20 protein-coding genes are annotated in these 25,810 nt (G+C 39.9%); 2 read left to right on the forward strand and 18 right to left on the reverse strand.

Going from position 1 to position 25,810, the window contains the following annotated elements; translation table 11 throughout:
- The 10 genes from AACX33_RS21995 to AACX33_RS22040 form a co-directional block, all read right to left on the reverse strand.
- Positions 1-2,058, reverse strand: a 2,058-nt coding sequence (locus tag AACX33_RS21995) for a DUF6519 domain-containing protein (protein WP_227789244.1), incomplete at its 3' end; no start/stop codon positions are given.
- A gap of 2 nt (positions 2,059-2,060) precedes the next feature.
- Positions 2,061-6,671, reverse strand: a complete 4,611-nt coding sequence (locus tag AACX33_RS22000; RefSeq protein WP_193998889.1) for a hypothetical protein — start codon at positions 6,669-6,671, stop codon at positions 2,061-2,063.
- Positions 6,672-6,737: 66 nt separating this feature from the next.
- On the reverse strand, positions 6,738-10,544 hold the full coding sequence (locus tag AACX33_RS22005) for a putative baseplate assembly protein (protein ID WP_193998890.1): 3,807 nt from the start codon (positions 10,542-10,544) through the stop codon (positions 6,738-6,740).
- Positions 10,545-10,812: 268 nt separating this feature from the next.
- Positions 10,813-13,332 carry a baseplate J/gp47 family protein gene (locus tag AACX33_RS22010; RefSeq protein WP_193998891.1) on the reverse strand — a complete coding sequence of 840 codons (2,520 nt, stop codon included), beginning with the start codon at positions 13,330-13,332 and terminating at the stop codon, positions 10,813-10,815.
- 80 nt (positions 13,333-13,412) lie between these two features.
- On the reverse strand, positions 13,413-13,763 hold the full coding sequence (locus tag AACX33_RS22015; protein ID WP_193998893.1) for a GPW/gp25 family protein: 351 nt from the start codon (positions 13,761-13,763) through the stop codon (positions 13,413-13,415).
- A gap of 2 nt (positions 13,764-13,765) precedes the next feature.
- Positions 13,766-14,089, reverse strand: a complete 324-nt coding sequence (locus AACX33_RS22020) for a hypothetical protein (protein ID WP_193998895.1) — start codon at positions 14,087-14,089, stop codon at positions 13,766-13,768.
- A complete protein-coding gene (locus AACX33_RS22025) occupies positions 14,089-14,892 on the reverse strand; it encodes a phage baseplate assembly protein V (protein WP_193998897.1) in 804 nt (267 codons plus the stop codon). Before AACX33_RS22025 ends, AACX33_RS22020 begins: the two co-directional genes overlap by 1 nt.
- A 52-nt stretch (positions 14,893-14,944) precedes the next feature.
- Positions 14,945-16,081: a hypothetical protein gene (locus tag AACX33_RS22030; protein WP_193998899.1), complete on the reverse strand. Its 1,137-nt coding sequence runs from the start codon at positions 16,079-16,081 to the stop codon at positions 14,945-14,947.
- A 9-nt stretch (positions 16,082-16,090) separates the two neighbouring features.
- The gene (locus tag AACX33_RS22035; RefSeq protein ID WP_193998901.1) at positions 16,091-16,381 is read right to left on the reverse strand and encodes a hypothetical protein; all 291 of its coding nucleotides are present in this window, start codon (positions 16,379-16,381) and stop codon (positions 16,091-16,093) included.
- A gap of 131 nt (positions 16,382-16,512) precedes the next feature.
- On the reverse strand, positions 16,513-17,151 hold the full coding sequence (locus AACX33_RS22040; RefSeq protein WP_193998903.1) for a CIS tube protein: 639 nt from the start codon (positions 17,149-17,151) through the stop codon (positions 16,513-16,515).
- A gap of 437 nt (positions 17,152-17,588) precedes the next feature.
- Here AACX33_RS22040 and AACX33_RS22045 point away from each other — a divergent pair, with 437 nt between their 5' ends.
- On the forward strand, positions 17,589-17,969 hold the full coding sequence (locus AACX33_RS22045; RefSeq protein WP_193998905.1) for a hypothetical protein: 381 nt from the start codon (positions 17,589-17,591) through the stop codon (positions 17,967-17,969).
- 79 nt (positions 17,970-18,048) lie between these two features.
- Complete coding sequence (locus tag AACX33_RS22050; protein ID WP_445253341.1) at positions 18,049-18,375, forward strand: XisI protein; 327 nt, start codon at positions 18,049-18,051, stop codon at positions 18,373-18,375.
- A gap of 29 nt (positions 18,376-18,404) precedes the next feature.
- Here AACX33_RS22050 and AACX33_RS22055 read toward each other — a convergent pair whose 3' ends face one another.
- From AACX33_RS22055 to AACX33_RS22090, 8 genes are all read right to left on the reverse strand, one after another.
- Positions 18,405-18,728 (reverse strand): Uma2 family endonuclease, encoded by a 324-nt coding sequence (locus AACX33_RS22055; RefSeq protein WP_227789246.1) that lies wholly within the window; start codon positions 18,726-18,728, stop codon positions 18,405-18,407.
- A complete protein-coding gene (locus AACX33_RS22060; RefSeq protein WP_193998907.1) occupies positions 18,706-19,080 on the reverse strand; it encodes a hypothetical protein in 375 nt (124 codons plus the stop codon). The genes AACX33_RS22055 and AACX33_RS22060 overlap by 23 nt, the downstream gene beginning before the upstream one ends.
- 14 nt (positions 19,081-19,094) lie before the next feature.
- Positions 19,095-20,321, reverse strand: a complete 1,227-nt coding sequence (locus AACX33_RS22065) for an eCIS core domain-containing protein (protein WP_193998908.1) — start codon at positions 20,319-20,321, stop codon at positions 19,095-19,097.
- Positions 20,318-20,572: a hypothetical protein gene (locus AACX33_RS22070; RefSeq protein ID WP_193998909.1), complete on the reverse strand. Its 255-nt coding sequence runs from the start codon at positions 20,570-20,572 to the stop codon at positions 20,318-20,320. The genes AACX33_RS22065 and AACX33_RS22070 overlap by 4 nt, the downstream gene beginning before the upstream one ends.
- A 379-nt stretch (positions 20,573-20,951) precedes the next feature.
- Positions 20,952-21,335, reverse strand: coding sequence for an endonuclease domain-containing protein (locus AACX33_RS22075; RefSeq protein WP_193998910.1), 384 nt, complete (start codon positions 21,333-21,335; stop codon positions 20,952-20,954).
- Between the two features lies 1 nt (position 21,336).
- Positions 21,337-23,271 carry an ATP-binding protein gene (locus tag AACX33_RS22080; protein ID WP_193998911.1) on the reverse strand — a complete coding sequence of 645 codons (1,935 nt, stop codon included), beginning with the start codon at positions 23,269-23,271 and terminating at the stop codon, positions 21,337-21,339.
- On the reverse strand, positions 23,268-24,464 hold the full coding sequence (locus AACX33_RS22085; protein ID WP_193998912.1) for a DUF4255 domain-containing protein: 1,197 nt from the start codon (positions 24,462-24,464) through the stop codon (positions 23,268-23,270). Before AACX33_RS22085 ends, AACX33_RS22080 begins: the two co-directional genes overlap by 4 nt.
- Positions 24,461-25,801: a hypothetical protein gene (locus AACX33_RS22090; protein WP_193998913.1), complete on the reverse strand. Its 1,341-nt coding sequence runs from the start codon at positions 25,799-25,801 to the stop codon at positions 24,461-24,463. Before AACX33_RS22090 ends, AACX33_RS22085 begins: the two co-directional genes overlap by 4 nt.
- Between the last annotated feature and the right edge of the window lie 9 nt (positions 25,802-25,810).

Consider the following 25,810-nt stretch of genomic DNA (forward strand, 5'->3'; position numbering starts at 1 on the left):
TTGAGTTGTGCCATTTGTTTGTAATGACAAGTTATTGCCATCACTACTAATTACTCCCGATTGGATTTGAATTCCTTTATCAAAGTAATAACCATTCAGGTTAGTTTGGAAATCAGCTAAATTATTAGCTCCTGTACTTATGTCTAGAAAACTGGTAGTTTTACCAATTCTGACCACACCATCAACGTGCAGTTTTTCATCAGGAGAATCTATCCCAATTCCTACATTTCCATTAGTATTTATAGAAAGTTGAGTTGTGCCATTTGTTTGTAATGACAAATTATTGCCATCACTACTAATTACTCCTGATTGGATTTTAATTCCTTGATCAAAGTAGTAACCATTCAGATTAGTTTGGAAATAAGCTAAATTATTAGCTCCTGTACTTATGTCTAGAAAACTGGTAGTTTTACCGATTCTGACCACACCATCAACGTGCAGTTTTTCATCAGGAGAATCTACCCCAATTCCCACATTTCCATTAGTATTTATAGAAAGTTGAGTTGTGCCATTTGTTTGTAATGATAAATCATTGCCATCACTACTAATTACTCCCGATTGGATTTGAATTCCTTGATCAAAGTAGTAACCATTCAGATTAGTTTGGAAATAAGCTAAATCATTATTTCCTGTACTTATGTCTAGAAAACTGGTAGTTTTACCAATTCTGACCACACCATCAACGTGCAGTTTTTCATCAGGTTCTTTTGTGCCAATGCCAACTTTACCACCGTTAGTCACGTAAAGATTAGCCTGAATTTCTAGATCACCAGTCATGGTGTCACCAGTTTTATCCAAAGCATTGACTAAAGATGGGAAAGTAGGACGATAGTCACGGACAGGGGTAAAAGTACCGTTACTGTACTCCAGCAATGCGAGAGGAGAATAGTGGTGTTTAATTCCAGGCGATCGCTGTTTGATTGGTTGCGCTAAACTATCATAAGGCCAATCAATACCTTTTGTGTAGGCGCGTGCCGGAATTAGCCAATAATCACCAGTTTTATAGGTAGATTCTGCATAAAATTGGATATAAATTCCCTGTTCTAACTCAATCCATTGATCAGAAACTTTAATTTTAGCTTCTTTTGCAACTTGGTCTTCTTGCCAACCTATCACTTTCAGGTTTTTTTTACCAGCAAATTGAGCTTCTATGGGATCACCAACGACATCAAGCTTGTTATTGAATACTTTTTGTAACCGGAATAACTTACCTGGCTGATTTTTTAATTCCTGTTCTTCATCAATAATTTCTACCCATTGATTAGGCTTAAATGACTGTAAATCATCTCTGCCAACATTACTAATTTCAATAGTATTACCTGTTATCTTTTTAATAGGACTAACAACTATAGCATTATTTCGCGCCCATTTAAATGTTGCTTGATTAATATTTCCCGATTGATGAATTTCAATTCTATATAACTGATTTTCTGAACCTAGATAACCGTTTTTAACGTTGGATAATTTTCCTTCGGAATCACTATTAAGAGTAGCAGCATTTAAATAAACTTGGCGATCTATATTTAAATTGTTAGCGAAAAATTTCCAGTCTTTAATCTCCGTTTCTTGTTCATTGACATCAAAAACTTGCATCAACTTTACTTGCCAAACTATTTTAGTTCGGGTAGCCGTGTCAAGTCCTTTGAGTGCTGCTTCTCGAATTTCTGGATCTTCTAGTGCTGTAATATCACGTTCCCAGACATCTAGATAAGCTAGATAAAATCCATCTTGGGTTAATTGGGGTGGGTTGGGATAGTCTAATTGGGTTTTGTAGGTTGTATCCTTTTCTAATTCGCAAATAATCCCATTGACGTACATTTTGCCAGCATTTATCTTAAAATCTGATGCTGATTCGCTGACACTAATTCTAAAATTATCACTATTTTTAAGGACACCACTATCACCAATCACATATTTGGCTAGAGATTGAGTCAGATAATTTTGAATATCAACTTGTTCATTCCAATCAGCATCTAATTGTAGTCGTCCCTGTTGCATCCGCACAGCTTGATAATGTTTTTCAGGACGAAATGTTAACCGAGTAATATCACCTTTCATAATTAATTATTTCCTTCATTTTGATAAAAAATGCCTGCTTCTAGTCCAAATCTGAGATATTCATTGAGACTAGCACGTAAATTTGTTTCCCGTTGCGGTTGTTGCAGATAGTTAAACGCACCCATTTCGGAATTATCTTCTGCGCCAGTGCTGATTTCTGGGAGGGAAAATTGACTCAGTTGAGCATAATTAGGTTTGCCATATTTTTCTGAGGTAAAACTGGGGTTATAATTCATTAAAATAATACTTTGTTCATCAAATCCATCAAAACCATGATTGATTGATATCCAATTATTACCATTATTTTGGGAATACAAAACATTCCCCGCAGATGTTCCGGCATAAATATCTTGATTATGGGGATTTATGGCGAAGCTGGTAATTGCAGTCAAAGTTAAGCTGGTAGTAAGTTCTTTCCAACTATTAGCATGATCTTGAGATATAAATATATTACCTCCCATTGTGCCGGCTAGAATATAGTTGATACTAAATGTTGTTTGTGGAGGTAAATCATCATTAAAAGCAGTATCAATAATTAAAGTGTTATTTTCCTCGATAGCGATAATAGTTCTAGTTTGATTATTAATATTAATCACGCTACCTTTGGCTAATTCTGTGCTAAATGCTGTATCAATACCCGTGATTTTTGTGCCATTACTAGAAATAGTCCCTGTTCCCGGTTTGGGATATGTTGCCAAGACGGTAATATCTGTATCAGTTAAGCCGTTATTTACTGGTTTCCATTTTTGACAATCATTCTGAGAACGGAAAATACCATCTCTCGTCCCGATAAAAATTTGTCCATTATATTGATTAATAGCTAAAGCTGTAACCTGACGATTGGGTAAATCACGATTTAGTGCAGTCCAAAAATTACCATTATTATTTGAACGATAAAAACCAGCCTCGGTTCCAGCAAAAATATCGCCGTTATGATGATTAACTACTAATTCTTTAATCTGACGATTTTGTAAACCAAAATTTATGGGTTCCCAATTCTGGCTATTATCTTGAGAACGAAAAACTCCGCTACCAGTTCCGACCAAAATATACTGGGTTTTCAAGGTTGTTTCAGCAGGTAAATCACTACTGAATGGTTCATTGATTTCCAGAACAGTATCAGAGCTAATTTTCGTGATAGTTCTCGTTTCATCTGCGGCAATAATTAGACTATGTTTTCTCAGTTCTTTGATGAATTTTGTCCCCTCTCCTGTGATTTGTATACCTGCGCTAGCAATGACACCTGTAATAGATTTATTGTAGGCAACTAAGGCAGTAATATTAGTAGCTACGAGTGGGGATAACTTGCCATTAATTATGACTGTATTACTTAAATTCCAAGTTTCACCATTATCTATAGAGTTAAAAATACCTCCGTCGGTTGTACCAGCTAAGATTAAATCTGTACCTGCTATGGAAGTGGGGATATTTGCCAGCAGTTTAGTAACATTTTGGTTAGTTAAATTATTATTTATAGGTTGCCATATACGAGAGTGTCCCAACTTGGAAAGTAAATATTTCATTAAGCAGTAAAAAGTTGATTTCACCGTCAGAGAGAAAAGATATATTTGCTTAAGTGGGATGCTCCCCGATATACTATCATTATTTAAATAAGATATTCCCTTACCAGCAGTTCCAGCAAAAACCTTTCCGGTAGTGTGATTAATCGCTAATGATGTGATCTTTGCAGGTAAATTAGCAACTTTTTGCAAAGCTAAATCAGGTTGACAACGATAGCGGCTGGGTGTGCGGGAACCATAGGGTAAATAACAAAACCTGACGCAACCAATTTGCGTGCGAAGCACAGTTACCGTTTCATTAAAAATGCTGTTGCTAGCTTCTAAGGTGCTAATATTTGTTCTGCCAAAAACTGTAGTGCGATTAATAGCAACATTGGTTCCTAAAGCAGTAATTGCGCTATGATTGCCTTGGTACACTTCATCGTTTTTGTACCATGTTTTATCTATAATGCTATCGACAATTTCTAACTGTGGTACTGTGTCGGCTAAGAGGATATTTCCAGAAATGCTGTTAGCAATGAAAACTTTTAGTTTGGTGTTATCTGTTTCTTCATCGTTGGATTCTAACTCCCATAAGTGCTGTTCATCTGTATCTGGTATGTTTAAACATTGCCATTCTTGAGTAACTTTTTGCAAAAAAGAGAAGCCACCAGCTACTTTTTGGAAAGCTAACTGAAACAGTTTTGTGAGATTATTAGGGGAATCAGCACTATCGTCACCTATGCCTAAAATCAGAATCTGCTGAATGAAGCTGAGAAAATAAATGATGATTGCTAGTAGTGTGAAATCGTTATCTGATTCTGTGTCTGATTCTAATTCTCGTTTTGCTTGTTCTACAGTCAATGCTGCTGTTTTTGATAACAATGTGCAATTTACTATGTGTAATTCTTTGAGATTTCCCGGTAGAATTGTTACTTCACCTTCTACTAGCAAACCATCGAGAATGATTTCGCCGGGGTTAGTATTTTTTCTAGCAGTACCCTTGACTAACAATTTACCTTGTAAATGCGGTTGGCGTTCATTAGCAGCAACAATTTTTAACTTTTTATCTGCGGGTATTGTGACAGTAAAATTACCCTGGTAAGTGTGGTTATCTCTGAGGGTAATTACTCCCATTTCTACATCTGGGACAATATCTATTTTGCCTTTAGGTGTAATATATAAAATTGCATTTTGATTAGGATTAATATTAAAATCTAAGGTATATGATTTATCTATTTGAATAAGTGTAGCTTTGCTATTTACTGCCTTACCAGGAGATATTTGTAATTGTTGTTCGACAGGGCTAACTAATTTTACTTCTAAGCCGTTAATGATTCCCGGCTGAAATTGTGGTGCAATTGTTGTCTCAGCATTTTCAATTTGTCCGATGGGATTAATAACTAAGCTGGCTAATGGTATACCTGTTGTCGAAGAAATTTCTATAGGAGGAATAAATTTAATTTGCCATTTGGGTTCTTCTGTAGCTGCTTGATAAAAAATAACTAAAAATACTGTTTGGTTAGCATATTTTTTCAAACTCACTTGGTAGTTAATGCCCAGATAAATTCGATTTCCTTGATTATCTACAGCCGTACCAGATGCGATAGTGATTGTGTCGGCTTTTTTATGGGCTGTGACAGTTAAGCCATTAACTATACCTGGTTGAAATTTTGTAGTAATGTGGTGATTTAATAAACTAATTTGAGATTGATTATTGCGATGAAGTGACTGCAATTCCAGATAAATCTGTGCTTCGCAGTATTCCCAAATTTTGACGTTTTTATTCCATTCTTGGATAGCAGTTGCTAGATGGGGAAAGGTAGGTTTTATAGGTTGAAATTTTTTGTTAATAGCCGCAGGTGAAATGAGTTGAATGGGAGTAGAAGCAAAAACATTATTTGCTAGTGCTTGTATAGTATGTCTCACTATTTCTTGCTTGACATCCCACTTGATCAAAGAGATAGATTCTGGGATGCTTAAACCCTGGCTACGGTCATAAGTACCACCACCAATGTCACCACTAAAAGCATAGGAATAACTTACTTCTACTGCTTGAGGTGCTGATTTTGTAATTACTACTAGTCGTCCTAATTCGGGATCTACGATAGCTTGAATTTCAAAGCTTTTTTCTATTTTACCATCACTACTTTGATAAGTTCTGATATGAGGATATTGCCAATCTTGTTTATCCCATTGACTTAAGTTATCAATGAGAATATATTCTGGAGAAATTGATTGAGATTGATGATTGAGAAAAACTTGTAAAACTGGGTTATTCCCAAAATAGCCATTACTTGATGGTATTCTCCCGTCAGTGATTAATTGACGACGTGCTTCTAGTTCTGCAACTAGGGTTAAACGACGTAAAGATGTGGGTAAGTTTATTTCTGCGGCGAGACTGGTAATTTCTGTTTCTGTTTGCGGCTGGTTAAACAGATGAATATTAATACCTAATGGATTAAAAGTATAGCAGCGTCCTTGATTTGTAGTGTCTGTGAATTTAATTTGACGTGCAGTTACTCTCTGAATGGGATAGCTTTTTAGTCGCCATAAAAATATGCCGATGTTGGCAATATTATATTTACCACTTTGATTGCTGATGTTACGGATTTCTACTGTATGTGCTACGGATTCCTCAAAGGGAGTTCCGATAGCGTCAATTTGCCGAAGTTGGCGGATGTCTGCAAAAACGTTGTTCGTCTGGAGGTTATTTAAATTTTGGGTGGTGCTGACTAACTTAAAAAACTCTACCACACGCGATCGCCAGCCGGTGATATCTGCAATTAATTGTTCTAGAACTGGTGCTGTACCTTTGCGGTTACGGTAGGCTAAGGTATTGGCTACATAGGCGCGTCGTTCTCTTCCATAGGTGCGAGTTTGTTCGGTATATAAAGTTACGGCTAGTAAGTCACCAATATAAGGTACTACCCACTCATCGCAGGTTTCAATAAACCAGTTTTCATATAAATTGGCGATATCGGTTTCTACAGTTTCTAATTCCTGTTCAATTACACCGAGTAAGGCGCGTAGGGAACCGCCTTGGGTTTCGTCTCGGATACGGTAAATTGCTGGTATTAGGTTGTATAAACGTTCTGGGTTGGGGTTGTTCATGTTGGGGTGGGGATTTATTTCACGCAGAGGCGCAGAGGCGCGGAGAGGAGGAGTTGAGGGAGGGATTTATGGTTTGTTTATTAAGATGATACTTTTGGGATTGAGTAATAGTAATTGTGCGGGTAAAACTTTACTCTGTTGTTCATCCCAGGTTGCTGTAGCTGCTGATAGGGATGGTTCTAAGGTTTTGGGACGAGAGGAGAGATAAAGTGCATCTAAATCTACTGCAATTACACCTGTGATATTCTGGATAGCAGCGATCGCCTCTGAAGTAGTCACAGATTGTCCAAAACTCCGCCTTTCAAAGGAAAATGTTTCCTGTAATGCAGTGCGAATTGCTGCTAATACTGGTTTGACTTCCCGTCGAGAATCTATCAAAATCTTAGCCTCCAAATTAAATAGCAATGGTTGATAGCTACCGATTTGCACATCTATCTGTTCCGGGGCGCGAGCTTTGGCGATCGCCTGCTCTAAATTGGTGTAAAGTTGAGAATCTGGCGTTACTGCTTTCCCATTCACCGCCCCAATGGTCATATAAACAATGGGAATAGACTGATTAGGTATCACTTCCGCCTTGGCTTTACCAATACCAGCAAAAGCCCGACTAAAGTCTTCAAAGTCTTGTAGAGAGACGATTCTATCCAAGGTGCGGACAGTTAGAGGTGCGCTGGTTCTTGCTTCATTTAATGCTTCTCTGGCTGCTGCGCCTGTTGCGGGTACAGGGTTTGTGACTTCCCGAATTCCCAAAGGTCGAGTTTTCAGTAAACTTAAGCTATCCTGTGCAATTTCTCCCGCTAACCCAATACCACTACGGTAACGCGCCATGATGTTTTCTAAACCACTGGGTAAACGTGCGCCTTTTTCACCATCTCCAAAGGTAATTGTCGTTGTGCCATCGTCATCTATGCGAGTAATATAATTTTGATCCAGGTGATTCAGTCCATACAATGAAGGGACTTCTTCCCAACGCACACCATCGACAAATAATTCTAAGGTAGTCTTAGCACCACTAGGAGTAGTTGCGGAAATGTAAGTCAGTGGTGGTTTATTTAATATAAAGTTTTGATTAGCTAAAGTACCATCACCGCTTCCTAAAACTTCCTCAATTGTCTCACCATGAGTCGCCGGAGTCACATTGGCGTAAATCACTGTAGTTGCAGGATCATAGCTATTTTGTAATGCTGTGCTTAAAGTGAGAATCGGTTGTAATTGGTCGTTTGGTGGTGTTTTGATTATACAAACCTCACTCACAATTTGATCATCTATGGAGGCTGGTTGTAAACTAATATCTTCTGGTGCATTCACTTCTAGAAAACCTTCAAATCCGTTTCTATCTCGTAAATGCCATATTTGAGATTTTGGTGGTGAAAGTAATTGTAGTAAGTCGCCAATTTTAACCTCCACAGATGACAAGCCGTCAGGAGCGGTTAAAATGCCATATTTCTCCATTTTGGTACGGATGCGTTTACCACTGACAATGATGGTTTTTTCTGCTTCTAACCCTGAGACATACTCACTCAAATAAATCTGATTTTCTCGAATCGGATCATGAAATATTTTTTGTTGTTGAATTTGAATACTCAAAGTTTCATCGGCTAGATTTAAACTTTCACTTTGAGCTAAAACTATGGTTTGACGCAGGTTGAAATCATTAGTGTTGAAACTATCTGCTGATAAAATACGGGTGATTTTATTATTTAGTCCAAAGTCTCGACGGGTGATATTTAATGAACCTTCAACTAGACAAGGCTTTGCAGTTTTAGCATCTTCTGTTAATAAGACTATCCAACTTTTTGGCAGAATTTTAGAATAAATATTGTCTAAATCTATCTCCTGGCTGGAAATTTCAAAGTTAGGCCATTCTTGTTGTGCATCTTCAACAAATCCAGCAAAGGTACTACCTGCAAAAAAGTTGTTAGCTGTACTAATAATTGTCGTAATATTTATATTTATGCCGATTTTAATTTTATTTGTAGTCCAATTATTATTTTGAGTTTTCTCATGGCTAAAAATCCCATTTTTGTTGCCTGATAATAAGTATTGGCTGACTGAATTATACGTTAAAGTCGTTACATGAGGATTTGAGTTAATTTCCACCCAATTGTCACCATGATCAATAGACGAGAAAATACCATTCTGTGTCCCAGCAATTATATATTGTGCATCTTGAATAATCTCAGTAATTAGTGAATTAACTTGATGATTTAATTGTTGGAAAACCCAATTTTCTCCGTTATCTGAGGAACGATAAATACCATCATCTGTCCCAGCGAATATATAGTAATTCTCTTCAGTTTGATAAATCAGTAGCGACAGCACCGCTTTACCAATTAAGCCTTTAGCAGTCCAGTTTTTTCCTTGGTCTGGAGAGCGATAAATACCATCATCAGTTCCAGCAAATATATAAATTACGCCAATTATAAATGTTGTATCAGTTGATAAATTAGGGATAAAAGGTGCATTTACTGTAAAAGAAGTATCAGAAATAATACTAGTAACAGTTCTGACTTGATTTGCTGCTGTGATAATCTCGCCTAATTTGACACCTGTAGTTAAATTGTTTTCACTACTCGTTACAGTTGTCCCATCACTAGTAACTGTCCCAGTCCCATTATTAATGGTACTATAACTGACTAAAGAACGAATAACGGTGTTAGGTAAGGCTGTATTAATAGTATTAACATTGGTATTATTATTTGTATATTCTACCCGCACGCTTCCCAAATTAATGGGAGTCCAATTTTCACCATGATCTTTGGAACTAAACACGCCACCGCCAGGAGTTCCGGCTAAAATATATCCCCGTGCATCAATATAAAATGTTTGAATAGTTAGATTTGTAATGCCAATATTGACAGATTTCCAGTTATCACCGTTATCTGTTGAGCGAAAAATACCTGCGCCTGATGTCCCGATAAACAAGTAATTGTTAGTTGGATTGACGGCTAAACAACGAATATCAATTGTTGGTAACCCGGCGTTAATTGCTGTCCAATTCTCACTATTATTACTACTGCGAAAAATGCCGCCTTTAATTGTACCTTGGTAATCACGCTTAATTTCATTGGGCATATCTTCCCATTTGGGGGCATTATAACCAAATAGGGCAACTCGTTGGCGAAAGGCGAAAACTTGGGGATTTTGCAGGGGACTAGAAATTTCCGATGGTAACTGCTGTTCCCAGGTAATTTGGGTATAACCCATGCTGGCATTTGTCTGTACTGTTGCTAAGGTGAGGAGATACCAAAGATTTTCTTCGGCTATTATTAAGATGCGATCGCCTGCTTGTAGTTGCGTATTTATACCCTGTAAATATAATCTTTTAGTATCGCTATTAACTTGCTGTGGTCTTGTCTGTCTGGGTTTAAGTAGATTCCACTGCACACGAGCAACAATTTCCGCACTGGTTTCAAAGGTTTCCGGAAGTTCATCTTCCCCAGGAATACTGACAATTTGTGTACCAGCAGGGACTGTAGCCATTCCCAAACTACCGGGCGCATCATCGACGGTAAAGGCTAAATAGGTACTCGCAGCTACACCGGGATCAAGTTCATAACCAATCGCCCTAGCTAATTCTAATACTGAGCGCAGTTCGGTAGCAGTTTCAATAAAACCTTCGTTAGCAATGCGTTCTTGGTAAAAAGTCAGGACATCAGCCACCACCGCCCAAGCATCTAAAATGGCGATCGCCGGATCATCTACAGCACGAGTTGTCAATTTTGCCAAGGGGGCAGTATTAGTAATATTATTTGCATATCGCGGTAAATTAGCTAATAGGCGATCGCGAAAACTAGCCCAATCACTAATGCGGTAAGCTAGGCTTGGTAAGCCAGGACGATTATAGATTTTTGGCGGTTTATCGGTAGGATTCATGTTGAGTTAGGGTCAGGACTTACGAAAAATTAGGAGAAAACGAACCACGAAGGACACAAAGGACACAAAGTAAAGAGGGTTTTAGAGAGTTCTTGCGTAAGTCCTAAGAGTTTGATATCCGAGAATTATCTTTCTTTTTCTTTCTACCTTTGCGCCTTTGCGCCTTTGCGCGAAACAAATTATTTAAATAAACGAACCGCAGAGACGCAGAGGACACAGAGTTATGAGAGTTGGAGAGGTTTTTTGTGTTAGGTGGGGTTCAATTAAGCTAAAATCCTCCCGACATTTCAAAGAAAATTCTGCCATTTTGTGGTGCGCTGGGGTCATTATCTAAAATGCCAATTTCCAAACGCCCAAAATTAATTTCACCTGTTTCGATTTCGTTCTGTGGTGGTTTTCCCCAACGCTGAAAACGCTGAGGATTTACAGAAACTACACCAGGAATTTGCATGGCTGCTGTAATTACTTGACTTAAGTATACAGGTTGACCAAATGAAAAGTTATTGGGATGAAAAAATCCTAATTTCCCATCAGGTGAAATTTTATTACTAAAGGTAAATCTTTGTAATTGTTGCTGGACATTATTAGCAAAATAATCATCTGCTACTTGTACATCTAAAATAATATCTAAAGGGACAAAAATTGGAGCTTCAATAGCTATATCTTGGGCTGCTAAACGGAAGCGTTCTAAAAAAGCCCCTAATTTCTGCTTGAAACTATCATCAACAGGTAAATTAGCTTGTCGATCTACAGTGATAAATATAGTGTACCAATTACCTGTCCACCTCCTCGTAGCTACAGCTTTCCTAACTCCTGGATATAATTGAGCAACTTCAGCATAATCAGATGCAGTCACAGCCCGTTTTTGGTTACGAAATGCTTGCGGTGCATACAGCCGGACTTTTTCAATCGGTTCAGGATCAATACCCCCGGTAGCTGGTAAAGGGTTGCGTACTTGAGTAATCAAATTAGCTAAATCAGGGATTTGAGGATCAAGTAACGCTATGGCTTCTGCACCCACATTTCCAATAGTACCGTTACCAATGCGATAAATAGCGGAAAAATCAGTTTCTGGTTGTGGTTTTTTCCCTAAAATGTTGTCTCCAAAACGCAGATAAGCCCGTTCATCGTCTTCTGTTTCCACGACAAATTCCCGCGCGAAACTATCACTATTGAGTAAATCTCTTTGAGGTTGCCAATAATATATTGTATTCAGATCATCTTGTTCTGCTAACCAAATTTGAGGACGCACATCTCCTAGTTCCCAAAGTAGTGATTCCCTCGCTGGTGCTGTGGGATCAAAAGCAGATTGACGACTTTGATTGTTAATAGCAATATCTTTGGTGTAAAGTTCGCGAACACTCAAACGCACAAAACCTTGATGTGTCAAAGGGCCAAATTCTAATCGGGGATGATAGCGATTTTTGGCTGTCACTTCTGGGAGTTCTTCTTTCACTGTACAGCCATGATCTACTAAAACCACATTACCCCGTGCTACGGTAATATTAGTGTAGGGTTTACCGTTAACAATATTGCAAATCCATAAAGGAAAAGGTAAAGCATCTTCTTGATGCCATTGAATTTCGACAATATCCTGATTTAATAATTCATCTCTGCTGAGTTTTACAGAAGTTAAACGTACTGCATGGCGATGTTCAGGATTAGCATCAGCTTGAATACCACTGTCTTTCCCCAGCACTTCTTCAAAAATCAATACATCCCCAGATTGAAGTTTGAGTTGATGATTTTTTAACGTTGTCTGAGTTGTCCCGACCCCTAAATAATAAGGTAAAAATTCCTCTGCATTCCCCCAAGTATAAAACTCAATTTCGTTATGAGCCTCATATAAAGTAATATCGTGCATAGTTTCAAATACTTGCACTTGCTGTTGAATTAAACCTTGATGATTATCTAAAGATAACTGTTCTGTCCTAGTTAAAAATCTCATCCCAGGACGATTTGCTGCGGGTCCGAGTAAAACCTTACCGTCACCTTGAGAACTAACTTGTAAAGTTACCCAAGTCCTGGCATTGCAACCATCGTGCATGAGATAATCAAGTAACCGCGCATGACGGCGAATTGATACCCGTTTGCGGGCTGTACCCAAATAGGCCTCTGTCGCCACAGCATCTTGATAATAACTCAGGCGATCGCCAGCATAAGCCAATAACTCTACCAGCATAACGCCCAAATCCGCCGGATTACGCTCTCTCCACTTCGGCATAGTCACCGTGAGACGGTCTAGCATCAACTGACGAAAACTAGCATAATCCTTCGCCAAATAATCTATAACTGGAGGCGTTTGTTTCGCTGCTGGGGGTAAATCTGGCTGAACTTTTGGGTCAAATTCACTTAATTCATTAACTTGAAAAGAAAATTCAACTTGTGACAACAGAGGATCAAAACCAGGGGGAGGCTGAGATATATCACTTAAACTATTGACCAAATAAAATATATAATTAGATACACTAGGTTCACCCACCTTCACAACCAAAACATTTGCAAAAGTAGATACAGACTCCACAGACAAAGTTTGTAGTCGTTCATTCCCTTGAATCACCACATTTTCCAGATTCAAAGGAACACTTCCCGTAAGTGAGACACCATCATCCTCACCAGGCAAATTATAGATAAAATGGACACTCAGAGTTTGTCTGTCCTTTGAAACCTCCACATAATCAATACCATTAACAACAGGTTGACCATCTGTACCCTTTGTCGTCCGAACCTTTTCCCGTCGTTGTTCAATTCCCGCCTGATTAATCAAACTGTGGTATCGAGTATTCATACACTTCTCAACTCTCTCAAACCCTCTTTCCCCTCTTTCCTTAGTGTCCTTAGTGTCCTTTGTGGTTCGTTTCTCTTAATTCATCTAGAAAACTCCCCTATCTGTCGCTGCTGAGTACGTAAAACCACATACTGAACCTTCACTTGTAGAGTAGATTCCACCGTAGAAATTACCACCCCCTCCACCTCAATCACATCACCCAACCATTGTTCCAAAGCCCCCTTCACAATAAACTCAGTCGCCACACCCAACTCAGCACTATTAGGTGAAAAAATCAGTTGTTGCAGATTACTCCCAAAATCAGGACGATTCACCCGTTCACCAGGATTAGTAAACAGCAACTGTTCAATCATCTGCAAAATATGCTCATTCTCAGTAGCCGAAGCTACACGTCCACGTTGGTCAATGCGAAAAGGATAAGCTATATCCATAATTACATCCCTTTAACACGGGGTTGAGACAAGACAACCGTCAGAGGAGTACCAGTAGGAACACAGACAGCTTGACTATCTAATAACAATACAGGCAAACCCATCACCTTGACACGCAAAGCCCCCACAATCCAGTTGCCTACTATACAAGGGCCAACATTAGCCGGGGGAGGTGGATTAGCACAACCCGCAACCACATAAGGCGGCCCCTGAGTACAGACCGGCACACCCATCACCCGGACACGGGGATTAGGAACCGTGGGTTTAGCTTGTCCACCGTGGGCGCATAAGACTACACTGTTGACATTCAATAAAAATCCTGGCATCAAATCACCTCCAAAGCACCATTATTCACATTCACACTCACAGGTGAAAGCTTCACATTTGCAGCACCATTACTTAATTCAATAGTTCCCGGTGATACCTTAACACTTGCAGGAGTGCTACTCAGTTCAACCCCAGAGGCGGTAATCTTGGCATTAGCAGGAGAATTATTCAACTCAATTCCTGAAGACGTTGTTAACTTCACAGTTGCAGGAGAACAAGTTAAATCAATACTATTATTTGTTAACTGAATTTCAATAGAACTTTCTTTTAACTGAATATCATTTTGGTTAACCGTAATAGTAGAAGAATCACGATTTTTAATTTCAATCATATTAGCTGCTAATTTAATAGTCGTTTCATCCTGATTATTAATTTCTATTCCCTCAGCATTAAAAACCATCTTCAATTTTCGGTCTACAATAGGTTTTTCCACCTCAATAGTCAAACCTTTATTATTTCCCAAATTACTTAAAGTAAAAGTAATTCCCGTAGTTCTAAACACCTGAACTTTAGCAGGATCGTCAACCTTAGCATTTTGAGGAAGTTCATTTTCTCCCCAAAAGCAACCAGTCCAAATGGGATAATCAGGATCACCCCCTTCAAACTCCACCCAGACATTTGTATTTAGAGGAGGAATAGCAAAAAAGCCAATATCCTTACCAGCATAGGGACTACAAGGCATAGCCCAACTTTGCCGACCTTCCCCAAAAATAGCCGGAACACTCACCTGAACCCGACCCAAAAACAAAGGATCTTTATTAGCAGTAACCTTACCCCGATACTTCCCAAAAAATTGTGGCATAACTAATCACTCCTCAAAACTCTCTGCGCCTCTGCGACTCTGCGTGAGAAAACTAAACCTTTAAAACTCGTTTAGTCGTCCCCAAACCCTCACGAATAATAGTAAAACTTTGTTGATATTCTCCCTTTTTCAAAGTATGAGTTACAGATTTCACATAATAAAGACCATCATAAGTTTGACCAACCCCCCGCAAACCCACAACCCCCCGCAACTCCAATAAATCGCCATAGCGGATTGTATTAAGTTTACCTGTCACCTGTAACACCTTATTTGTTGAACTATCAACCATTGCCTGAGCCTTAGACCCAGCTTGCAAAGCTTGCCTTCCAGTTTCCCTGAATTGGGTTTTACGTAGGAGTTTCTGGTTATTTAAAGCAGGTTGTTGTGATAGATTAGTGCGATCGCTTTTCTTAGCCTGTACCGACTGAACTTTATTAGTTTTGCGGTCTTGAACCCGACCAACTACAGTAATAGGAGCTAAAGCATTATTTTGAAAATTAATTGATTCAACGTTAGTATAAGTCCCCATATTCACAGTTAACGCCTTTTGTGGGTTAGTTTTCCGCATCGGCGGCCCCCAATAGGCGGTATTTTTTCCAGAAGCTGGCCCTGGTGTCAAATAAAAGACATAATCAAAACGCTGCGCCAACTTTTGCAGATATTCCAAATCAGTACCTTGTTGTACTGGTATCCGTTCATTAATAGCAGGGCGATCGACTAACGGCGGCTTGATAACCTTGGGTATTAAACCATACTTGGCATAACTAGAAATAATTTGATTGACAATAATTGCTTCATCTTGAGCCGGATGTTCTACGGATTTTTCCTCCAAATCCATCATTACACTGACATCTTCACCAGTGATTGTAAACGTAGAACCACTGAGTTCCATACTGGGAGAGAATTGTTGATGAGTAATAATCCCATCCATCAGTACCTGGGCGGAAGCATTTAAAGTTACAATTAAAATTACTCTATTCCCTGGTTGAATCAGAGGATTATTAATCAATTGATAGTCTTTTTGGTCACTTTTACCAGACCTTCCCACCTGAAAATTAATCTGAAATCCAGAAGGTTTCTCATCACTGTGAGTTACTTCCACCTGCTGAAACGCCTCCATCAGCATTCTCGGAGCCGGCTTAGGGACATTTGCACCAATTAATACAGTTAAATTAACACCCAGTGGCATCACAGACTCCTAAACTTGGGGAACTGGTACACGGATTCTTTGACCCAATTCAGCCGTCAGACTATCTGGATTCATAGCATTATTAGCATCACACACCTGCCAAAACTGTTCAGCCACCCCAAGACTTTGGGCTGTAATTAAATCCAGGCGATCGCCTTGTTTAACCACCACCTCCTGTAAAACTGGTAAACTATTACCCTGGGGCAAAAAGCGACGGCGTGCATAAGCAATTTTACGCCCACCAGCAGCAGTATATTGGGCTGTATCTAAGTTGTAATAACGACTAGTATGATCAAACATATAAAAGCATCTCAAGTTGCTAAAAATATAGAAACCAGACGTAAAAACCCTATAAAACCTCTTCCCTTGGCGTTCTTTGCGTCTTCTCCCAAAGGGAGAGGCTAGCGCCAAGGCGGTTCGTTTACTCCCCTTTATACTAGATTACCTAAGTTAGCAATACTACCCAGCATAGCCAGACGTTCCTTATTTTTCTGGTAACTCATAAATAACCGAGAACTCCGTTGACCCCAAGGCAAATCATCATAGCTGAGGACACGCAACCCCAAAGAAACTTTAGCCCGAATCGGGTTGAGGTTCACATCATAGGCTTCTTCAGTAATATTCAAATCCGTTAAGCGTACTGGGAGAACCCGATTTAATCCCCAAACCAGCAAAGTGACAAATCCTTCGAGGGGGATAATTTCTATTTGTCCCTGTCCGGCGCGGGTCATATTGCTCTGTACCTGACTACTTCTAGGGTAAATCATGACTTCCAACGCCGAAAGTTGGGGGTAAATACCAAAAAAGATAGCGTTAGGATCTTGCTTTTCTAACTGGTCAGTAGCATCAAGTTCTACATCTAACTTCATAGTTTCAATTGGCGCTCCCTTCAGACGTTGAGACTCACTTTGAGCGCCCCCTTCATTTTCCAGTGCTTGCACTTGGAGAGTGCGTGAGATGGATTCTGGATTGTACTGGAAGATGACTGTATTCATCACCATACTGGTAGTTGGAGACAGGGCAATAATCGCCCCTTTCAGCAGCCGAGGAGAACCGGGGAAAGTCGTCATTACTGGTTTTTTTGTATTACAGGAGACATCAGGCACGAGAAAGATAAATCTTCTCCTACCTCTCCCATTTTTTGTAAATTTTGTAATTTTAACCTTTAAGATTCACAATAACGCTTTGCTAGCAAATAGCCTAGATTTGTAAACATCTTGACTAGATAGTTAACGTTAATTCATGACATCATATCGAGATTTATCAAAATTATGTGATGTTTTATGCTTTGAGCGCCGGAAAACACTACAAATATGTGAACTTGCTAAACTGATACAAATTGTTTCCTTAAGCTGATATTTGGCGACAAATCTTGCCATTTTCGAGTAAAATCTGATCGTAAATATTATAAAAAAAATTACTCTTACCCTCACCAGCCACAGTCAAGGTGAGAAAGGCAGAGCAGAGTATAAATTAAATTATCCCTGATTCAGCACTTACAAAACCCATGAACCCTAACCCGATTAACTATCAAGCCATTGAATTATGGCAAACCTTGTCTGATAAAGAGACAACGTTGACTTTCAAACAAGCTGCAATCAAAACTTGGAAATTGCTCCAGCAAGCCGGGAGACTACTTTTTTTAGTGAGTCTGTTCTTTGTGGTGGTTGTCGTCTGGTTGTGGAGTGTAGCTTACCGCAGTGGCAAAGACTTTCGCTACTGGTTGGAAACAGCCCAAGTATCACCTGAGACGCTTTTTTCTACAACCCTTGATATTTTGGTGCAACGACCAATTGCATGGTTGGTAAATTGGTCTGAGGTTAAACGTCAGGAATTAATGAGAACTCCAGAAGTCAAAGCATTGATATCTAAAACAGAATCAAAGTAAATTCAGGGTGCAGAGGAGAAATAAAATTTAAACTTATCATTTATGACCCCATTCAAGAGGTAATTCTGCAATAGATACCATAGAGACTTATCGCAATATAATTCAGTCGTTGTTGACTGCTTATGCTGCCATCCCAATTGCCAATGGATTGATTGATTGCTACACGGTTTTTGATACCAAACAAGACCATTACCAAGTCATGAATGTGGGATGGGATGGCCATCGGCGGGTTTATGGTTGTGTTTTACATTTAGATATTCAGGAGGGAAAGATTTGGATACAGCAAAATATGACGGAAATGAGAGTGGCTCAGGAACTTGTGGATCGAGGGGTTGCGAAGGAAGATATTGTGCTGGGGTTTCAAGCTCCTGAAATGCGCGAATATACAGGCTATGCAGTTGTTTAAATCAAAGAGCGATCGCACTTGTGCATAAATTATCGTTGCTGAGTCATTGCGATCGCAGTTTCCACAGTCAATTCTGAGATGTTGCCCAGGGTGGGGAGTGTGTCAGTTTCAGAATAAACTAATGGTAACTCTTGATTTTCCCAAACCCAGATTTGCTTTCGCTGAATATCAATGAACCAAGCAAGCTGTGTCCCGTTACTTAAGCAGTGCAGGATTTTGTTTTGTAGTTCTATGGTGCTTTGGTCGGGGGAGCGAATTTCAATTAACCAGTCTGGTGAACCTTGTAGTGGCCCATCTTCATCCGAAAGGCGATCGCACTTCCTGCACTGATTATTTTGTCTCGGACATTTCAAGTAGATGCAATGTATTATCTGGATCTACCCAGTAAAACTCAAAGTCATGGGAAATAGAGTTTTTCGACTGTTCGGATATTGAAAATTCTTGGCGATACTTTTTTGGGACTGTTTGGCTAACCAATTTTTGAAATGCCCGAATTAAGAATTTACCCTCTTTGAACTCCAACTCCAATTTATAAATTTCTTTTGCAGAATTTCTCATGCTATGTGCGGTTTCTATAGTGAGATGAGTACCTTCTAAAACAAAAGTTGGTCTTTCTCGTAACTCGTTGAGATAAACTCCTTCATTGCCCACAAATATGCCGACACGCTCTAATCTTCTGAGGAAAATTCCGATGAAATTATCCATAACTAAAAACCTGACTATATACTTGGTCTTCCCGAACTTGTGCTAAAGCTGCCACCTATGCTACCGCTACCAATCGCGCTGTTTACTGTGTTACTGGAGATACCTATACTGCTGCTCGATGTACTACTAATAGTGTTTACACTGCTTCCCCTATCCGCCGGCAGCACACCTGCTGTGCCTCCGTTTGCCGCTACTATACCTACACCCAATGCACTGGGATTAGGAATACCTAATGATTTATATGCGAGGCTTTCGTTAGTTACTGTCTTCCATCCTCGCGCTGCAAAGGAGGCACAATTATTTATGTATGACCATCTGTTATTACCCACAATATAACCGTTTAGATTGCCCAAATCGGTAGCATCTAAATTAGTCGCTCTTTCTGCCGCAGCTGCTCTTCCTACTTCTTTATCTGAATAATAGCCGATTGGATCTTGATTCCCCCAAGTACCATGAGTTTCTTCACTACCTCCAACAGGAGTGTAGGACAACCAGGCGTGTCCGGAAATTAAAGAAGAGCCAACATCAGAAGATTTAATTTTTAATGTTCCAACAACTGCTCCGCCTCTGAACTGAATTGTACTGGATTGAGCTTTTCGCTGCAACACGCCCATTTCCTTTAATTCTTCTTCTGTATTCTCTGGAAAGCTGGTTTCTTTGAGCTGTAGCGTAGATGCAGAAGGGGCCGATTTTCGTAATTGAGTGGTGGAAACATCTGATTGTAATGCCTTAGCCCCCATCACATCAGCTTCTCTCTCCAACCCCTGATTATCATTAATCGCCATACCCTTAGCCTGTATCGTCGGCTTTACCCGTCCCTGCTTCTGCTGGACAACGTGCCAAGCTTCATGGGGTAAATGCTTTTCTTGTCCTGGCGCAACATGAATATCTGTCCCTTGGGTATATGCCAACGCTTGTAACTGGGGAGGTTTAGAGGAATTGTAATGTACTCTCACATCATCCATAGCCATACCAGAGAGGTTTTCTATCCCGGCTTTCAGGGAATCAGGTAGTCCGGTTTTATTTGATCTCTCTTCCCCAGTTCCCGATGATTTTGCCTGCATTACTGCTTCTGTACCCGTAACTGGGACTCGGCTAAAGTCTTTATGGAAACTTGACTCGCTATAGTGGGATGATTCTGCGTCTGGAGAATGCACAGCAGCACGTTGTAAAATCCCACTGACTAAAGGTGTATCACTCTTAGAGGGTGTTTGATTCTGTGTAACTTGTTGGCGATTCATTGATTAAGTCCTGTATATATAGATTGGGCAATTTGCTCTCCCATCAAAGTGGGTTGGGAATTATTTGTAATATTTAAACTTGCAGGTAACTTAGGAATATTACCGCCATTTTGCAAACTCGCAGGTACACCGTTTACTGTCATCAGCCGAGATAATTCAGTTTCTATAGCCGCTTGCAATTGGCGACGCTGACGGAGTGAAAGGTCTACTCCCTCTAAAATTATCCGGTCAATTTGCAGATTAATATTCATATAAAAAGCGCTCCCGAACACAAGACTCTTTTACTTAATTTTTTCTCTGGTTTTGAACTATATCTAACGCCCCCTAAATTCCCCATACTTGGGGGACTTTGGTATCTTTCCTTCCGCCTGATTTGGCAAATATGCTTGGTAATTTATTAAAGATGAAAGTTTCATATAAAGCCCCCTAAATCCCCCAAGTATGGGGGACTTTGATATCTTTCTTTCCGCCTGATTTGGCAAAGATACTTGGTAATTTATTAAAGGCGCAAGTTCCATTCTGGTTCCTCCCAGACTTGGAAGGGCTAGGGGGGCAAATATATGACAATTTATTAAAGGTAACATTTCCATTCTAGTTCCCCCCAAACTTGGGGGGCTAGGGGGGCTAAATTCAAGTTGTGGACGAAAGAACAAAACATCTAATTTTATCCAAAACTTTCGGCAAATCATGCATCACCTCTTCATTGCTGAATCTGAGAACTTGATACCCATATTCCCCTAATTTCGCCGTCCTTGACTGATCATATTCTGCCCGACTGGCGTGAATTTCTCCATCAACTTCCACAACTAATTTACAAGCAGGACAATAAAAATCTAAAATAAAATTGCCTACAGGATGCTGACAACGAAAACGTAACCCATTCAGTTGCTTGTTTCGTAGTGCTGACCATAAACGCGCTTCAGCCTGGGTCAAATTTTGTCTTAATTTTCTAGCATTTTCTTCTATTTCCGGTATTGTTCCCCGAATTCTATTTTTAAGGTTTCTAGAGTACATATTAAGAAAAATCCGCTTCATTAATCGGTCGTTCTAATTTGCGAAACTCTGTCCTGGCAGCTGACAATACTATTTTCATTGTCACAGGTGTTCCGGCTTGGGCTGCTAAAAAAGCCGCATTCACAGCGATGTTGTGGATATTTCCCCCCGTTAAATTGAATTTAGCTAACTTCTTAAAATCCAATTCTTCTGTTGGTGTCTCTGGGGGAAAAACCTTCTCCCACATGGCTTTTCGTTCATTCACTCCTGGAAAGACGAAATTCACAATAAACCGTAATCGCCGCATAAAGGCTGCATCCAAAGCACTCTTGATATTGGTGGCTAAAATAGCTAAACCGCGATAAGCTTCTAATCTTTGTAATAAGTAGTTAATTTCTATATTCGCATATCTGTCATGACTATCTTTAACTTCGCTGCGTTTACCAAACAATGCATCAGCTTCATCAAAAAACAGAATTGCTCCCCCGTCTTCGGCTGCATCAAATAACCTGCGGAGGTTTTTCTCAGTTTCCCCAATATACTTACTGACTACTGCGGAAAGGTCTATACGGTAAAGGTTCAACTGCAAGTCATTGGCTATGACTTCGGCGGCCATTGTCTTTCCTGTGCCACTTTCCCCAGCAAACATCACACTGATTCCCATTCCCCGGTTCATTCGTTCCCGAAATCCCCATTGGTCATAAACTATACTTCTTTGTCGCACTTGGTCGGCTATTTGGTGCAGTAAATCTAATTCTTCATCAGGGAGGACAATATCTGACCAAGTGGCTTTGATTTCTAGGCGTTGGGCAAGGGTATCTAACCGGGGGCGAGTGCTGGCTAGGCAATCATTCCACAGTTGATGGTGGGAATGTGAGGCAGATTTGGCAATTTTGGCGATTTCTACGAAATTCAGGTGAAATTGATTGGCTAATTGGGTTGCATATCCATCGGCTTGGGGTTCTAATGTTAATTCCCACGCTTGTTGCTGTTCTGTTGGGGTAGGTTTGGCGATGTCAAATGTGACTGTGGGAAGTTCTAGAGAAAATCCCGTATCGCGGATATCTAAAAAAATGATGCCTTCGTTGTGAGTTAAAAATTGCCGTAGTGCGGTACTTCCCGTTTTCTCATCTATCCCTTGCACATCGATATACAAAGCCAGTGGTAATAATCTGCTTTCTCGCTGCCACAACCGCGCAAAATTTGCTAATTCAGTGCTTTGGGTGGGCAGTAGTTCCACAGGGAGACGATATAGTTGCAGTTCTAATTCTTGACAAACTTGCCAAGTTACAGTTTGTTTGCTCTGGGTATCAATACCTGATAACTGGAAGATGGGGAAGTGTTGCTGTTGTATGCTTTGGTTGATTTGGAGAGCGATCGCATCTGCTATTCTTTGTTGAGATGGGGGTAACGGCAAAATCTCATCCTGTCCTGACCAAGGATTCAGGGGTAAAACGATTTTAGATAGGCGATCGTCAAGATAATTAACTCCTTTGATATAGTTAACAATGCGCTCATCTGCTCTGAGGGGACTGGTAGTTAGGGGTTGAATATTCGACTGATGAATTTCTAACAATTGCCAATAACGCAGCGGCCGATTTGGTAAGACTACATCCCAAGCTACATGATCAAGGCAACTGAGAGCCAGGGCAAAGGTAGGATAGGGACGCTGAGGATTATCTTGAGCTTCAGCACATAATTGAGCAATGTCTGTGGCAAATTCCATTCCTGCACAGAGTAAAAGTAGCGATCGCTCAAAAGCTGATAATCCAAATATATGACTGAGTATAATTAAGGCTGGGGGCGGTGCTATCTCTGCTAATTCCGCCATGATTTTCGCTGCTTTGTCAATGTCTTCCTGAGTTGTTGATTGTGACTTCAGCCGCGATCGCAACCAAGTTAAAGACACAGCCAAGTATGCCCCATTTCTTTCTTGCCAGGAACTATACTCTGTCATAATACTTGCACCCGTTGACTGAGATCAAATACTGGCGGTTGCACGGCTCGATTAATCAATAAACTATCCACCCCATCGACTCGTAACCGGAGAAAGTATTCACCAGGGGGAATATTGCTGATATTGAAGGTTAAAGTATCAGTTTTTTGGGTAATATTTTGGGGCAGAAGTTCGCGATCGCCGATCAGCAAAACTATCCGTTGTTCTGGCCAAACTTGGGGTTGACAAGTCAGAGTTAATATGCTGTTGTTAATCTCAAATTGTGGGATTTTCGGGGCTAAAGAAAACGACAGTGTATTTGTGACTCGCTGTTGTCCGTCTTGTTGCAGCAGAACCATCACAGTGTAAAACCCGGCGAGCCAATCTTGATTTTCTCCAGGTATTTCTACGCTTATTTCTGTATTATTAGCTCCTGGTTGTGGAATCAAATCACGCGATATTGGTAAACGCGAATGCACAAATCGGACAATAATATTACCTTCACTTTGGAGATGATAACCCTTTAAAATCAAGCTTTCGCCTAATCGCACACTAGGCTGTTGATGGGGTGGTTGCACTGCTTGCAGGGTAGGAAAAGGTGGTAACAAACTAGCTTGTGCCAAAATCCCTTGATCATCAGATCCCCGTGTTAACACAGGTAAAGGAGTCCTCACAGGAAGACTACTATCAATTAAAACTACCGAAACTTCATAAGCCACAGTAATGCGATATTGAGTTTGAAAACTGATCCAAAGTTTGGAAATTTCTTCTAAATTGAGATTTTGGGGTGTAATTTTCACCCGTTCTATTTGATTGTGCAAATCGCTTTCTGGTAAAGCGTTGCGAATATCAGCCGGGTTGAGAACGGCGTAATCGTGGAGAATACGCATGACTTCACCTAAAAGGCGGTGACTAATTATATCTTCGTTATCCTGAGCGTAAGCCGTAATGAGGTAATACAAATTCAATGCTAAGGGAAAATGTCCCGTTTCGCCTGGTCTAACTCGGCTGGGTAAATCCATATTTCGCCAAGCTGGATTCGGCAAAGTTTGATACAAAAAAATATTAATTTGATTGGTGTTATCTGCGTCATTACGGGCTTTATCAGGGGGACGAGTGGTAACAATACCGCTTCCAAGTTCTTCTGTAATGCTGCGTGCCAGTAAATTGCGTATAGTAGTAGTGACAGCTGCGATCGCTAAAGAGTTGCTCATGATTTTTCTCCTTGGCGTTGTTTTAAATAGTCTTGCAGAGACAGCCCTGGTTCTTTGCGAGTCGATTTATGACTAGTTTTCGGGGATGTACTTTGATTACTCACCCGCACTTCGACCCGACCAATACTGACTTGAATTGTCGGCGTTGGTGTTGCTGGTACAGGTTCGGGCTGATTTCCTCGTTCAGATTGCCTAGATTCTAATTCCCACTGGGGATAAACAGAAGAGGGGTGAGTCATAACAATAGGTTTAATTTTTGATGCTGTTTTTTGTGATAGACTAGCCGACTCCAACGTGTTTTGAGGGATCACAATATCTGGAATGTCAATATTTTGGGATATTCGACTATCAGTAATCAACTCAGGTGATTTCTCAGGTTCAGTTAATATAGAATCAAGAGATACAGAGGTGTTGGCTTCCATCATGAGATTATTTTGTATATAATTATTTACCCTATTTTTATCTTTGTTGTTTAAAGATTCAACTCGAATAGGTGCAATTTTTTCCGAATTTACTAACCTTGGTTTCATCTCAGATTCTGAAGTCGCTTGAAGCTGTATAGAATCAATTTCTGATATTTGATTTATAGACGGTGGTGTAACAGGATTAACTGATATTTCCGCCGTGGTGTTTTGTGGTCTTTCAGGGGAATCTATCAGAAATACAGGGGGAATTTCATCTATCTCTGGAATTGAATTTAACTGATTAACTACGCCTTCAACTCCAATAGGTGTGATTTTATCCGAATTAACTAAAGTTGATTTAACTTCAGATTTTGCAGTCGGCTGATTACCAGTAAAAACTTGTGTAGATTCAATTTCAGATATTTTATTTACCGAAGATGCTGTAACAGGATTAACTGATATTTTCGCCTGGGTATTTTGTAGTCTTTCTGGGGAATCGGGAGGAAATACAGAGGAAATTTCATCTATTTCTGGAATTGAATTTAACTGATTAATTACGGGTTGAACTCGAATAGGTGCGGTTTTTTCATAATTAACTAAAGTTGATTTCATCTCAGATTCGGAAGTCGGTTGATTACTAACTAAAAGCTGTTCATCAAGAGACTGCAATACATGATTTTCTAACTGTTTTGGTGAGATAGATATTTCATCAGTCCTTAGTATTTCGAGTGATGGCGTATATTCTAAGCTAAAAGACTCATGATTAGATTCCTGTTGCTGGAATTCACCGAACACAGAAGGTAGAACCTCGGAAGTAGAAGCGGGATAAATTTCCCCCACCTCCCCCGCAGTAAATATAGAAGCAATCATGGGTTGCATTACTGGGGTTAAACCTAGAGTGCGTGTAGCCAATGTAGTGAGAAAGTCAGCCATTGTATTGCC

Source organism: Nodularia sp. LEGE 04288 (genome assembly GCF_963896525.1).
Classification (GTDB): domain Bacteria; phylum Cyanobacteriota; class Cyanobacteriia; order Cyanobacteriales; family Nostocaceae; genus Nodularia.